The following is a 12,401-nucleotide window of genomic DNA, read 5'->3' as shown; positions in this document are numbered from 1 at the left end:
CCTCAAATTTGGGTATATAGAGTAATATAGCAAAAGTTCATGCTACATCAAAATAATTATTATTTATAAAATGGAAAAGCCATGATATTATATAATAGCTAATAAATGGAGTGATGAATAAATGAATATTGTACCAAGAACAAGTATAATTATATATCTAAAACATATGAAGCATGAAAGACAAGTACGTAAATTCGGGCATATTGTCAGTACTAATGGACAAGAGAGATTTGTTGTCATGTACATTAATGAAGACGAAGCGGATCAAATTGTTGATAAATTAATGAGATTAAAATACGTGAAGCATGTTGAAGGTTCACCTTATAAATATTTGAAGAAAGTTTATGAGAAAGAACAGCATGAAGTTTTATAATATGAACTTAACGATACTGCTGCATACTGACTGAAGCAGTTGCTATATCAGCGTTAACAATAGGGAAGCCACAATAGTATATGCAATAGCTATAGTGGCTTTTTGTTATATTATTGCAAAGGTGGAATCCATCTTTGTAAGCGCAAGACACTTGTTAAATAATTAAAATATAATTCAGTGTCGTGAAATCGTTCGGTGGGCTGGACGTCAACAGCTTTTATATTGACGTGATATTTTTCAGCCTGGTTATTTATCAGTTCAAATTTTTTATTGGAATCAGGGTAAGGGTATTTCACTGCGTTAAGCATAATATACATTGCTTGGAAATGTTGTTCACTGGTTGGTTGCATGATGATAGCGACAGATGAACGTGCGTGTGCACAATTTGGAGAATGAAAATAAACGATATGTGCTATACGTTGGTGGTTATATTCTATTAATGTATTAAATTCGAATAAATCTGTAAGGCCTTCTCCGAGCTTTATAAATGATTGTTTCAAAATACGATGCCTCCTTATCTGCAGTATGCATTATATAAAATATATTTTGAGAATGGAAGTGTAAATCATATGAGAGTAATTTCTGGAATACATAAGAGTAAGGCGCTTGAGAGTTTAGAAGGACGCAATACTAGACCGACAATGGATAAAGTAAAAGAAGGTATATTTAATAGTTTACACGAAGTTTCTGGCATTGGTCTTGATTTATTTGCTGGTAGTGGAGCACTTGGAATTGAAGCATTATCTCGAGGCATTGACCAAATGATATTTGTTGATCAAAATTTTAAAGCTGTAAAAGTCATTAAAGCAAATTTAAAAAACCTTAATATTGATACACAAGCAGAAGTATATAAAAACAATGCTGATCGTGCTTTAAAGGCCTTAGCCAAACGAGAAATACAATTTGATGTAATATTTTTAGATCCTCCTTATGAAAAAGGGTTAATTGATGAAGCATTGGAAGGTATTGCAAAGTTTAATTTATTAAAAGAAAATGGTATTATCGTTTGTGAGTTTAAACATCATGAAAAAATCAAAACGGAGCCATTCCATGAGATAAAACGTTATCATTATGGTTTGACAGACACTTTGTTATTAAAAAAAGGAGATTAATATGTCTACAACTAAAGCAGTCATTCCAGGAAGTTTCGATCCGATTACATATGGTCATATCGATATCATAGATAGAAGTGCGGATCGCTTTGATGAACTACATATTTGTGTATTGAAAAATAGTGGTAAGTCAGGCACATTTTCAATAGAAGAACGTATCGCGCTGATTGAAGAATCAGTGAAACATTTGAATAACGTAACAGTTCATCATTTCAATGGTTTATTAGTCAATTTTTGTGACAAAATTGGAGCAGAAACGATTATAAGAGGATTAAGAGCTGTGAGTGATTTTGAATATGAATTAAGACTTACATCAATGAATAAAAAATTAAACAGCAATGTAGAGACAATGTATATGATGACGAGTACAAATTATTCATTCATCAGTTCTAGCGTTGTGAAAGAAGTTGCAGCATATAAAGCAAACGTTTCAGACTTTGTACCTTTACATGTTGAAAAAGCGTTAAACGAAAAGTTTAAAAAATGATAAAGAACCACTTACCAACTTGTTGGTTAGTGGTTCTTATGCAATTGCAAGGCAATTGTAAACCAAAGTAGCTTACCAACTTGTTGGTTAGTGGTTCTTATGCAATTGCAAGGCAATTGTAAACCAAAGTAGCTTACCAACTTGTTGGTTAGTGTTACACAGTAGCTGACTGAAGCTAAATGCACACAAGCATGTTTTTTAGCATTCTAGGCAGCCTTGTGGGGGCGGGACAACGAAATCATTATTAAAAAGCTGATTTCTGTCCCACTCCCTTATGCAATTGCAAAGCTAAATGACCATGCTTGGTATTTTAATCCGTATCAAATCCGTATCAAATCCGTATCAAATCCGTATCACTGGTGTATTAAAGTCGTTTGCAGTTTGACCTGAAATAAGGTTGTAAATTTTAGTAGCATGTATCTCATTAGTAAATAAATTTGCGTTTTGTTTATTGACTTGCGTCACAAAGTTTCTTTCTGGAAACGATTTTTTAATTTGTTTTAAATACTGTTGTCCACGTTCAGACATGCCTAGGATACGCACAGCGTTAATTGACGCAGGCTCATCATATTTTTTAAAATTTAAAAGTATATTCATAAGTAAACGCTGAATGTGCGTATAGGTATAACGTTTCGTTTTTAATAGTGTCATTAAATGTTCAAAACTTGTCGCTCGTTCAATAGTTTGAAGTATGCGATTTTCAATGCCTTCACTCATGGTATAAATCTGTGCTAATGATGTGGCATCTTGGCTTAAAATTGCATATTTTAAATAATTGAATGTATCCTCAATAGAGATATGAGGTCGTTCATAGTGCTTATGTATCTCAGATGGTACGACATCTTTCCAATGATCCGTTTGATTCATTAATGATTGACGAATAGAAGTGCCGCTTGCAAATGTTTGGTGAGAGATTTCATTATCGTGATGGGCAGACTGAAATCGGGAAATCGTCCATGGTTGTATTGATGGTGCGTATGTTTGGATTGCTCTCACATAAGAAAGGCCTAATGTATTGTTGGGCGATGATAGCAAGTCATTATCAGTAATCAGTTCGCTTAAGATTCTTGGGTAGCTTTTGCCTTCTTTTAATTTTTCTAAAAATAGAGGTGATTGCTCAATTTTATCAATAGACTGTGCCAATGATAGAAAGTCATCCATATTACCCGATTCGCTTCCAAATGATAAATGAGAAACATTTAAATAATCTGCTATCTGCACAGCTGTTTTTGCGAAATATTGACCTGCAGACACTGATGCATAAGCTGGAAGCTCTACGGCAAGGTCTACGGCACACAATGCCATTTTTGCACGAGTGAATTTATTGTAAATTGCGGGTTGGCCTCTCATCACAAAGTTTCCACTCATGATTGCTATGGAAATGTCAGAGTTGGTTATTGACTTTGATTGTTGGGCATGGTATAAGTGACCATTGTGGAAGGGATTATATTCAGTGACTAGTGCAACGCTTTTCATTTGCAATTCTTCCTTTCAGAATTCATTATAGATATTGTAACAGATGTAACTGTGTTAAGAAAAAATCTTGACAACTTATATCTATAAAGTTAAAATAAATTTTGTGCTTGTTAGAGGTGAAGCCATATGAAATGGTCAATAACACAATTAAGAAAATTCCAAGATAAACCTTTTGAATTCCATCAAACGGTTAATTTTGATCATTTAGTAAAATCATTAGATTTAATAGATTTATCAGATATTGATGTTGAAGGTGAATTAACCGTCAGATCAAGTGAAGTCATTGCAGATATGCATTTGACTGGGACGTATACGATGTCTTGTGCACGTACTTTAGTTCCTGTTGAAGTTCCTATTGATATCAAGTCTCAAGAGATTTTTGATTTAGAAGGATATGAGCAGTTTGAAAATGATGAAGATGAAGATGAACATTACCATGATGCAACAGACGGTATGATAAATCTAAAAGATATTGCTGAAGAACTAGTTATTATTGAAAAACCAATGCGCGTTTTTTCAAAAGAAAGCGATCAGATGTTACGAGAAGGTAATGGTTGGGAAGTTATTGACGAAGAACAAGCGGTTGAAATTGCGAAAGATAAAGCATCTGCTGAATCAGAGCAAATCGATCCTAGGCTTCAAAAACTACAACAATTATATGACGAAGAGCAATAGCGGATTTAGATAATCTATAGTATAATGGATTATTGAATCTGAAATTATCTATTTAGTGTTTGAATATAAGGAGGATTATCATGGCAGTACCAAAAAGAAGAACGTCTAAAACAAGAAAAAATAAACGTCGTACGCATTTTAAAATTTCAGTACCTGGTATGACTGAATGCCCAAATTGTGGAGAATACAAATTATCTCACCGTGTATGTAAGAACTGTGGTTCATACAAAGGCGAAGACGTTGTATCAAAATAATTTCATTTAATTATTAGGCTATATGATAGCCTAATCTAATCGTTCATTAATTATTCACTTGATAATTTTTGAACGATTTTTTATTTTAGAGATAGTTACTCTATATATTCAACTGATAGGTTGTGTGAATCATATGGAAACGATAAATGCACAAATAATTATAAATAAAATTGAAGATCACGATGCGCAGTGGCTTTATCATCATTTTAGTGAATCATTTCAAGAAGTTTCATCTTTTGAAGAACTTGAGAAATTACTAAGTAATTATAATGCACTTAGAGGCGAAAATAATTTATATAGACATCTCAATATTAATCGACAAGATGAGTACATTTGGTTTGATAATAAAATGGCTACAGGTGCAAGTGTCACATTAAATAAGTACCAAGAGATTGTTGGAATGTCCTTATTACCAATTGGTCATAACCATAATGCGAAACATACTAAATATAGCTATACCATTCCAATTAAAGAACCGTGCTTAGTTTATTGGGGTGGAGATAATGAATTAACGAATGACCATCATCGATTTAAACAACAACGTCATGCTTTAGATTTAGTGAGAGTTAAAGATGGTTATACATATAAAGGAAATCCAAATGAATGTGAGAATTACTATAGCTATGGAACATCAATCGTAGCGCCAGAAAATGGGGTAGTAGAGGCGATTGTAGATGGTATACCAGATAACTTACCCGGTGATAGTAATACTGTCCATCCAGAAGGTAATTATATTATTATTAAACATGGGCGTAATGAATATAGTATGATTGCACATATTAAACCATATTCTTTTAAGATTGAAAAAGGTGATATGCTATTGCGAGGACAACACATAGCAGAAGTTGGTAATTCAGGTAATACACCAGAGCCACATATACACTTTCAAGTTATGAAAGATAAGCATATTCAAGCGACACAAACATTAAAAATTCAATTTCAAAATGTTACAGCGCCTGTCAAAGGTGATATAGTAACATATAAAGGTGATAGTATTGTGGTAAAAGAAAAACACGAATTGTCTAAATTAGCAAAAGGCATACGTTCGAACATTACACACCTATTCAAAAGTTGAAAATAAATATATAAAGAGGCTATGTTATGGAAATAATAACTTCAGCACAAAATAATAAAATAAAAAATGCAAATAAATTAAAGAAAAAGCGTGAGCGAGATAAGACTGGCCTTGCGCTTATAGAAGGTTATCATCTTATAGAAGAAGCTTATAAGAGTAATATCAAGATTCAACAGCTCTATGTTGTTGATGCAGATAGAATACAAGATGATATGATAAGTTATGCAGAAGAAGTATTTGAAATTAATTTAAAACTTGCAGAAGTATTATCGGGAACTGTGACACCGCAAGGATTCTTTGCTGTTATTGAGAAACCTATCTACGAAACTACTAATGCGAAGCAAGTGTTATTAATAGATTGTATTCAGGACCCAGGTAACTTAGGTACGTTAATCCGTACAGCTGATGCTGCAGGTTTAGATTTAATCGTGTTAGAAAAAGGAACTGCAGATCCGTATCAAGATAAAGTAATGCGTGCAAGTCAAGGTAGTGTATTTCACATACCTATTTTAACGACAGAGTTAAGTGGTTTTATTGCTGATTTTGAGGGCGATGTTTATGGGACTGCGTTAGAAGATGCAGTTGTATATAATCAAATACCTAGTCAAGAGACATTTGCTTTACTTTTAGGTAATGAAGGTGAAGGCGTTAATGACAAATTACTCAGTCAAACAACGCAAAATCTAACAATTCCAATTTATGGTAAAGCAGAAAGTTTAAATGTTGCAATAGCAGGTAGTATTGTGATGTATCATTTGAAAGGTTGACCCTATCATAAATCATCGTATATAATAAATGTAATGATATTTAAATATGAACCCATAAAAAGACGTAAACTAAATAGATACAGAAGTAAAAGGGAGATTATCCACGACTGAAAGATAATCCGATGTAGTTAGTTTTTTTCACCTTTTTGGTTACTTAAAGAAATTTAAGTCGGAAATCATTTCCGTTATCAATGACAACAAGTGTATGCTACGGCATAAATTTGGGTGGTACCACGGAAGACTTCGTCCCAGTTTTAAGGGATGGAAGTCTTTTTTTATGCAATTTTAAAATATAAATATAACAACTTAAAATTCAAGTAGGAGGGCTAAGTATGGCACAAACAGAAGCTATGGCTGAAATCAAGCAGCAGGCATTAGTCGATATTAATGAAGCTCAAAATGAAAAAGCGTTACAGGATGTAAAGGTTAAGTATTTAGGAAAAAAAGGTTCAGTTACTGGATTGATGAAACATATGAAAGATTTACCGAATGAAGAGAAACCTGCATATGGTCAACAAGTAAATGAAGTTAGACAAACGATTGAAAAGGAAATTCAAGCACGTCATGAATTACTGGGTAATGAGCAGTTAGAGCAACAATTGAAAGAAGAAAAAATAGATGTAACATTACCAAGTCGTAAAATTGCGATTGGTGCTAAACATCCGCTCACAAGAACCATCGAAGAAATTGAAGATTTATTTTTAGGTTTAGGTTATGAAATTGTTGATGGTTTTGAAGTTGAACAAGATTATTATAACTTTGAAGCGTTAAACTTACCAAAATCACATCCTGCCAGAGATATGCAAGATAGTTTTTATATAACGGATGAAATTTTAATGCGTACACACACATCTCCAGTACAGGCTAGAACAATGGAAAAACGCAATGGTGAAGGCCCAGTTAAAATTTTATGTCCTGGTAAGGTTTATCGTCGTGATTCTGATGATGCGACACATAGTCACCAATTCACTCAAATTGAAGGGTTAGTTGTTGATGAAAATATTAAAATGAGCGATTTGAAAGGTACTTTAGAATTATTAGCTAAACAACTATTTGGTGAAGATAGAGAAATACGTTTACGACCTAGCTATTTCCCATTTACAGAACCTTCTGTTGAAGTTGATGTATCTTGTTTCAAATGTAAAGGTGAAGGTTGTAACGTATGTAAGCATACGGGTTGGATAGAAATATTAGGTGCTGGTATGGTTCATCCTAACGTTCTTGAAATGGCAGGCTTTGATTCAAATAAATATACTGGTTTCGCTTTTGGTATGGGACCAGATCGAATCGCTATGTTGAAATATGGTATTGAAGATATACGTCATTTCTATACAAATGATGTACGTTTCTTAAGTCAATTTAAAGCAGTAGAAGACAGAGGTGAAAAATAATGTTTATTTCTAAAGAATGGTTAGAGTCATATGTAGAAATTAATGAACCAGTTAATGTACTTGCAGAACGTATTACACGTACTGGAATTGAAGTTGACGATATTATTGATTATACAAAAGAGATTAAAAACCTTGTAGTAGGCTATGTACAATCCATAGCTGCACATCCAGATGCCGATAAACTTAATATATGCCAAGTTGATATTGGTGAAGCGGAGCCAGTACAAATCGTTTGTGGTGCGCCGAATGTAGATGCAGGCCAAACAGTGATCGTTGCAAGTGTTGGTGGCAGATTACCTGGTGGTGTGAAAATCAAACGTGCGAAATTACGTGGCGAACGTTCTGAAGGTATGATTTGTTCATTACAAGAAGTTGGGGTGCCTAGTAATTTAGTACCGAAACAATTTGAAGATGGTATATTTGTATTTTCAACTGAAGTTAAACCGGGAACAGATGCATTAGATGCATTATATTTAAATGATCAAGTGATGGAATTTGATTTAACACCAAATAGAGCAGATGCATTAAGTATGATTGGTACAGCCTATGAGACTGCTGCACTATATAATGTTCCAATGACGAAACCTGAAACACAAAGTACAGAAACAAGTGATCAAACGAATGATGAAATTAGTGTCAACATTCAAAATGAAGATAAAGTACCATATTACAGTGCACGCGTAGTGAAAAATGTAACAATTGCACCTTCTCCAGAGTGGATGCAAATGCGTTTAATCAAAGCTGGTATTCGCCCAATTAATAATGTTGTAGATATCTCTAATTATGTATTAATTGAATACGGTCAACCGTTGCACATGTTTGATCAAGACCAAATTGGTTCCAAACATATAGAAGTGAGACAAGCTAAAGCTGATGAAGAGATGACAACTTTAGACAACCAGGAACGTCAACTAAAAGAAAATGACATTGTTATAACAAATGGAGAAACACCTATTGCGATTGCAGGTGTAATGGGCGGAGATTTCTCTGAAGTTACAGAAGCAACGAAGCACGTTGTAATAGAAGGCGCTATTTTTGATCCAGTATCCATAAGACATACATCACGTCGATTGAACTTAAGAAGTGAAGCATCTAGTCGCTTCGAAAAAGGTATTGCAACTGAATTTGTAGATGAGGCCGTTGATAGAGCTTGTTACTTATTACAAACCTATGCTGGCGGTTCAGTAGCACAAGGACGTGTTTCTCAAGGTGAACTTGGATCTTTCGTTACACCAATTGATATTTCAGTTTCAAAAGTGAATCAAACAATCGGTTTTGAACTCAGTGCTGAAGATATTGAATCTATATTTGTTCAATTAGGTTTTGAAACAACTAAAAATAAAGATGTACTCACTGTCATGGTGCCTTCACGTCGTAAAGATATTTCAATTAAGGAAGATTTAATTGAAGAAATCGCACGTATCTATGGTTATGATGAAATCCCTTCAACATTACCTGTATTTGATCAAGTAACACATGGCGCGTTAACAGATAGACAATCTAAATCAAGAATAATTAAAGCGACATTAGAAGGTGCTGGATTAAACCAAGCAATTAATTATTCACTTGTAGATAAAGACAGAGCAAAAGATTTTGCATTACAAGAACGTGAAACAATTGACTTACTCATGCCTATGAGTGAAGCTCACTCAACTTTACGTCAAAGTTTAATCCCGCATTTAATTGATGCAGTTGCTTATAATGTGGCACGTAAAAATAGCGATGTGCGATTATATGAATTAGGTAGCGTATTTTTTGCGAATGGTGAGGATGAACTTCCTGATGAAGTAGAATATTTAAGCGGTATTTTAACAGGTGATTATACAGTTAATCACTGGCAAAGTAAAAAAGAAACGATTGATTTCTTCGTTGCTAAAGGTATCGTTGATAGAATCGCTGAAAAGCTAGATATCCAATTTGAATATGAAGCTGGAGAAATAAATGGACTGCATCCAGGTAGAACAGCTTATGTGAAATTAAATGGCGAAATTGTTGGTTTCGTAGGTGAACTACATCCTAAAACTGAAAAGGACTATGACCTAAAACGCACGTATGTCTTTGAATTAAACTTTGATAAATTAATGTCAGTATCTGTTGGTTATATTAATTATCAAGCAATTCCAAGATTCCCAGGCGTATCAAGAGATATCGCATTAGTGGTTAATCGTGCGACACCATCAGCCAAATTAGTAAACATCATTCATGAACATGGTGGCAATATTTTACAAGAAGCAGAAGTTTTCGATGTCTATGAAGGTGAAAATATGGCAGAAGATGAAAAATCAATCGCAATCCATTTAGCTTATTTAGACACTGAACAAACATTAACGGATGATAAAGTGAACGCTGTACATGAAGCCATATTAGAGGCTTTAAAATCAGAGGGTGCAACGATTAGATAATGATTCACAAACATATATTTTAGATTTGATTTTGTAATATAAGATAAGGGAGTAGGATAGAAATCAAATTTTCTAATAGAAATTTCGAAGTCTCACCTATGCAATCAAGGCAAGGATGACTCGGATAAAGGTTTATTTGAGCTAAAGCGTATGCATAAGTCTAACTAGACTTTTTACGTGGCATACTGATGCTTTTGCATAAGAAGTGAGACATTACAATTTCAATTCAGTCATCTACTCCCCAATTGAAAAAAGCGCCTTAGACATCTATTTATGTCTAAGGCGCTTTTCTATTTAATCATTATATTTTTTTTGAACTAAATTTTCAGCTTTTTTGCGATTGGCAAAATGTTTCTTGGAAATAGAATCAAGGTAAGCTATGCCTTTGCGTTCAATTATTTTAGCTGCAGTTAAATCTACTTTATTACTCGCTCCTTTAGGAATGTCTGTTTTAACTGATTGAGTTAAACGATCCATATGTTTAACGAATGCATACCTTGAAATAATACTTGCAGCTGCAATTGCAATGGATTTTGATTCACCTTTAGTCTCAAATTTCGTTTTATCACTGAATGGTAAGTCACTTAAGGCATAACGTTTATAAACACCTGCTTCGGCAAATTGGTCAATAACGATATAATCTAATTCAGTGGTATCAATTTTTTGAGTGACATTTTTAATCGCTTCATTATGCAATACAGCCTTCATCTTAACTTGAGACCAGCCCGCCTTTTGCTTTTCATTATATTTCTCATTATTCATGACCAATAATGAGTGGGGGATAAAGGTAACGAGCTGTTCGGCTAATTCAACAATTTTTGTATCTGTTAATTTCTTCGAATCATCGACGCCTAGCGCTTTCAAGATTTGTACATTTTTATGTGAGACATAGGCAGCACATACGGTCAATGGTCCGAAATAATCGCCACTTCCTGCCTCATCACTACCAATACATTGAAATTGGTTATATGAAATCGTTTGTTTGGTTGTTGAAGCTTTCTTATTGGATGGTTGTGATTTAGTAACATTAGGCAACAACTGTGCAGCGATACGTTCTGCATCCTTGCCTTGAAACATCACTTTGTTTGAATTATATATTGAAATAGAAGTTCCCTTGTATTTTGTTTTTGCTTTCATACCTCGGGATAGCTTTGATGTTTCAAAGGGTATTTTTGACATTAATTGCTGTATATCTGAATTGGTTAATTTATGTACAATATTTGTCATGTACGGTACCTCACTTTTTATATGAATAACTTATGTATTTAGACATTGAACATCATATCATATGTATGTAAGTGGTGTTAGGTGATAAATATATGATATTTTAATTATTGAAAGAAAATTTTAATTGTTATCGATAAAAAATAGCATTAATAACAAATATTTCTTATATAACAATTCTCACCTCTTACAAAATAATATTATGTCGTGTATAATGGTTCGTGAATATTCTAAAATACTAAATTACATACTTAATTGAAACAAATAGGAAAATAAGTTCGGAAATATATTAAAAAGTCAGGAGTTATGATATGGGCGAGTTTAAAAATCGGATTAACGTAACTATAAATGATCAACATTATACTATTGTCGGTGAGGACAATCCCGAGCATATCCGTTACGTTGCGCATTTAGTAGACGAAAGACTCAAAATGTTAGCTAGTAAAAGTGCTGGATTAGATACGACGAGAAAGGCGATACTTACAGCTGTCAATATTATGCATGAAAAAGTTCAATTAGAAGAAGAAAACCTTCGTCTGCAACAAGAAATAAAACAGTTGAAAAATAGTGAAGACAAATGATTTTAGATTTGATTGTTCTAATTATTTTTCTTTATATTGGAATGATTGGTTTTAGAAGAGGTGCTTGGTTAAGTGCTTTGCATTTAACTTCTACTTTGTTTTCATTATGGATTGCACAAAGATTTTATCATCAAATTGCTCAGCGATTAGAATTATTTATACCATTTCCCAAGACACGTGCATTTGATTTGAATTATGCCATTCAATTTGATAATATACACCAACGATTTGATCATATCATCGCATTTTTAATTATTGCGATCCTTACTAAAATCATATGTTATGGTATTATAGTGATTTTCGATAATGTGTTAAAATTTAAGCGTCCTAATGTCATAAGTCGAGTGATTGGTGTGATAATGAGTCTGATTTCTTCAATCATTATCAGTGCTACATTGCTTTACACTATTTCGTTGTATCCATTAAAAATAGTGCAACAACAGCTTATAAGTGGGAAAATCTCAGAATTTTTAATTTTACATATCCCCTATATATCCAACTATGTTGTGAATATATAGCGTGTTATAGATTAGAATGGTCTTATAAAATATAGGAGGTCAGGACACAATTAATTTACTGAATGC

14 protein-coding genes are annotated in these 12,401 nt (G+C 33.4%); 11 read left to right on the top strand and 3 right to left on the bottom strand.

What is annotated here, in order from left to right; translation table 11 throughout:
• Nucleotides 1-121: 121 nt before the first annotated feature.
• The gene (locus ACP7BT_RS03860) at nucleotides 122-373 is read left to right on the top strand and encodes a YlbG family protein (protein WP_041079085.1); all 252 of its coding nucleotides are present in this window, start codon (nucleotides 122-124) and stop codon (nucleotides 371-373) included.
• 110 nt (nucleotides 374-483) lie between these two features.
• On the opposite strand, the gene ACP7BT_RS03855 is transcribed toward ACP7BT_RS03860, so the two are convergent.
• Entirely contained in the window at nucleotides 484-873 is a 390-nt protein-coding gene (locus tag ACP7BT_RS03855) for a DUF7147 family protein (RefSeq protein ID WP_041079087.1), read from the bottom strand.
• Between the two features lie 69 nt (nucleotides 874-942).
• On the opposite strand from ACP7BT_RS03855, the gene rsmD reads away from it, so the two are divergent.
• Together rsmD and coaD are read left to right on the top strand one after the other, a co-directional pair.
• Complete coding sequence (gene rsmD / locus ACP7BT_RS03850) at nucleotides 943-1,485, top strand: 16S rRNA (guanine(966)-N(2))-methyltransferase RsmD (protein WP_041079088.1); 543 nt, start codon at nucleotides 943-945, stop codon at nucleotides 1,483-1,485.
• 1 nt (nucleotide 1,486) lies between these two features.
• On the top strand, nucleotides 1,487-1,972 hold the full coding sequence (gene coaD, locus ACP7BT_RS03845) for a pantetheine-phosphate adenylyltransferase (RefSeq protein WP_426303733.1): 486 nt from the start codon (nucleotides 1,487-1,489) through the stop codon (nucleotides 1,970-1,972).
• A gap of 342 nt (nucleotides 1,973-2,314) precedes the next feature.
• Here coaD and ACP7BT_RS03840 read toward each other — a convergent pair whose 3' ends face one another.
• On the bottom strand, nucleotides 2,315-3,448 hold the full coding sequence (locus ACP7BT_RS03840; protein WP_041080338.1) for a nucleotidyltransferase: 1,134 nt from the start codon (nucleotides 3,446-3,448) through the stop codon (nucleotides 2,315-2,317).
• A gap of 126 nt (nucleotides 3,449-3,574) precedes the next feature.
• On the opposite strand from ACP7BT_RS03840, the gene ACP7BT_RS03835 reads away from it, so the two are divergent.
• The 6 genes from ACP7BT_RS03835 to pheT all read left to right on the top strand — a co-directional run bounded on the left by ACP7BT_RS03835 (nucleotide 3,575) and on the right by pheT (nucleotide 10,012).
• On the top strand, nucleotides 3,575-4,123 hold the full coding sequence (locus tag ACP7BT_RS03835) for a YceD family protein (protein WP_002483644.1): 549 nt from the start codon (nucleotides 3,575-3,577) through the stop codon (nucleotides 4,121-4,123).
• An 80-nt stretch (nucleotides 4,124-4,203) separates the two neighbouring features.
• The gene (gene rpmF / locus ACP7BT_RS03830) at nucleotides 4,204-4,377 is read left to right on the top strand and encodes a 50S ribosomal protein L32 (RefSeq protein ID WP_011303391.1); all 174 of its coding nucleotides are present in this window, start codon (nucleotides 4,204-4,206) and stop codon (nucleotides 4,375-4,377) included.
• 133 nt (nucleotides 4,378-4,510) lie between these two features.
• Nucleotides 4,511-5,452 carry a M23 family metallopeptidase gene (locus ACP7BT_RS03825; RefSeq protein ID WP_041080340.1) on the top strand — a complete coding sequence of 314 codons (942 nt, stop codon included), beginning with the start codon at nucleotides 4,511-4,513 and terminating at the stop codon, nucleotides 5,450-5,452.
• A gap of 26 nt (nucleotides 5,453-5,478) precedes the next feature.
• A complete protein-coding gene (locus ACP7BT_RS03820) occupies nucleotides 5,479-6,219 on the top strand; it encodes a TrmH family RNA methyltransferase (protein ID WP_041080341.1) in 741 nt (246 codons plus the stop codon).
• Nucleotides 6,220-6,551: 332 nt separating this feature from the next.
• Nucleotides 6,552-7,610, top strand: coding sequence for a phenylalanine--tRNA ligase subunit alpha (gene pheS, locus ACP7BT_RS03815; RefSeq protein ID WP_002483641.1), 1,059 nt, complete (start codon nucleotides 6,552-6,554; stop codon nucleotides 7,608-7,610).
• Entirely contained in the window at nucleotides 7,610-10,012 is a 2,403-nt protein-coding gene (gene pheT / locus ACP7BT_RS03810) for a phenylalanine--tRNA ligase subunit beta (RefSeq protein WP_041080342.1), read from the top strand. The genes pheS and pheT overlap by 1 nt, the downstream gene beginning before the upstream one ends.
• A gap of 294 nt (nucleotides 10,013-10,306) precedes the next feature.
• Here pheT and rnhC read toward each other — a convergent pair whose 3' ends face one another.
• On the bottom strand, nucleotides 10,307-11,239 hold the full coding sequence (gene rnhC, locus ACP7BT_RS03805) for a ribonuclease HIII (RefSeq protein WP_041080343.1): 933 nt from the start codon (nucleotides 11,237-11,239) through the stop codon (nucleotides 10,307-10,309).
• Between the two features lie 308 nt (nucleotides 11,240-11,547).
• On the opposite strand from rnhC, the gene zapA reads away from it, so the two are divergent.
• Both zapA and ACP7BT_RS03795 read left to right on the top strand, forming a co-directional pair.
• A complete protein-coding gene (gene zapA / locus ACP7BT_RS03800; protein WP_002483638.1) occupies nucleotides 11,548-11,817 on the top strand; it encodes a cell division protein ZapA in 270 nt (89 codons plus the stop codon).
• Nucleotides 11,814-12,335 carry a CvpA family protein gene (locus tag ACP7BT_RS03795; RefSeq protein ID WP_041080344.1) on the top strand — a complete coding sequence of 174 codons (522 nt, stop codon included), beginning with the start codon at nucleotides 11,814-11,816 and terminating at the stop codon, nucleotides 12,333-12,335. The genes zapA and ACP7BT_RS03795 overlap by 4 nt, the downstream gene beginning before the upstream one ends.
• The last annotated feature ends 66 nt before the right edge of the window (nucleotides 12,336-12,401 follow it).

This window comes from Staphylococcus sp. Y174-1, assembly GCF_049897865.1.
GTDB classification, from domain to species: Bacteria; Bacillota; Bacilli; order Staphylococcales; family Staphylococcaceae; genus Staphylococcus; species Staphylococcus saprophyticus.
The sequence above is the reverse complement of the archived record's forward strand: the minus strand, read 5'-3'. Positions and strand labels throughout refer to the sequence as shown.

Coding starts and splice junctions, on each gene's coding strand:
- ACP7BT_RS03820 (WP_041080341.1), top strand. CDS start 5,479: ATGGAAATAATAACTTCAGCACAAAATAATAAAATAAAAAATGCAAAT.
- rpmF (WP_011303391.1), top strand. CDS start 4,204: ATGGCAGTACCAAAAAGAAGAACGTCTAAAACAAGAAAAAATAAACGT.
- rnhC (WP_041080343.1), bottom strand. CDS start 11,239: ATGACAAATATTGTACATAAATTAACCAATTCAGATATACAGCAATTA.
- pheS (WP_002483641.1), top strand. CDS start 6,552: ATGGCACAAACAGAAGCTATGGCTGAAATCAAGCAGCAGGCATTAGTC.
- coaD (WP_426303733.1), top strand. CDS start 1,487: ATGTCTACAACTAAAGCAGTCATTCCAGGAAGTTTCGATCCGATTACA.
- ACP7BT_RS03840 (WP_041080338.1), bottom strand. CDS start 3,448: ATGAAAAGCGTTGCACTAGTCACTGAATATAATCCCTTCCACAATGGT.
- ACP7BT_RS03825 (WP_041080340.1), top strand. CDS start 4,511: ATGGAAACGATAAATGCACAAATAATTATAAATAAAATTGAAGATCAC.
- zapA (WP_002483638.1), top strand. CDS start 11,548: ATGGGCGAGTTTAAAAATCGGATTAACGTAACTATAAATGATCAACAT.
- pheT (WP_041080342.1), top strand. CDS start 7,610: ATGTTTATTTCTAAAGAATGGTTAGAGTCATATGTAGAAATTAATGAA.
- ACP7BT_RS03860 (WP_041079085.1), top strand. CDS start 122: ATGAATATTGTACCAAGAACAAGTATAATTATATATCTAAAACATATG.
- ACP7BT_RS03835 (WP_002483644.1), top strand. CDS start 3,575: ATGAAATGGTCAATAACACAATTAAGAAAATTCCAAGATAAACCTTTT.
- rsmD (WP_041079088.1), top strand. CDS start 943: ATGAGAGTAATTTCTGGAATACATAAGAGTAAGGCGCTTGAGAGTTTA.
- ACP7BT_RS03795 (WP_041080344.1), top strand. CDS start 11,814: ATGATTTTAGATTTGATTGTTCTAATTATTTTTCTTTATATTGGAATG.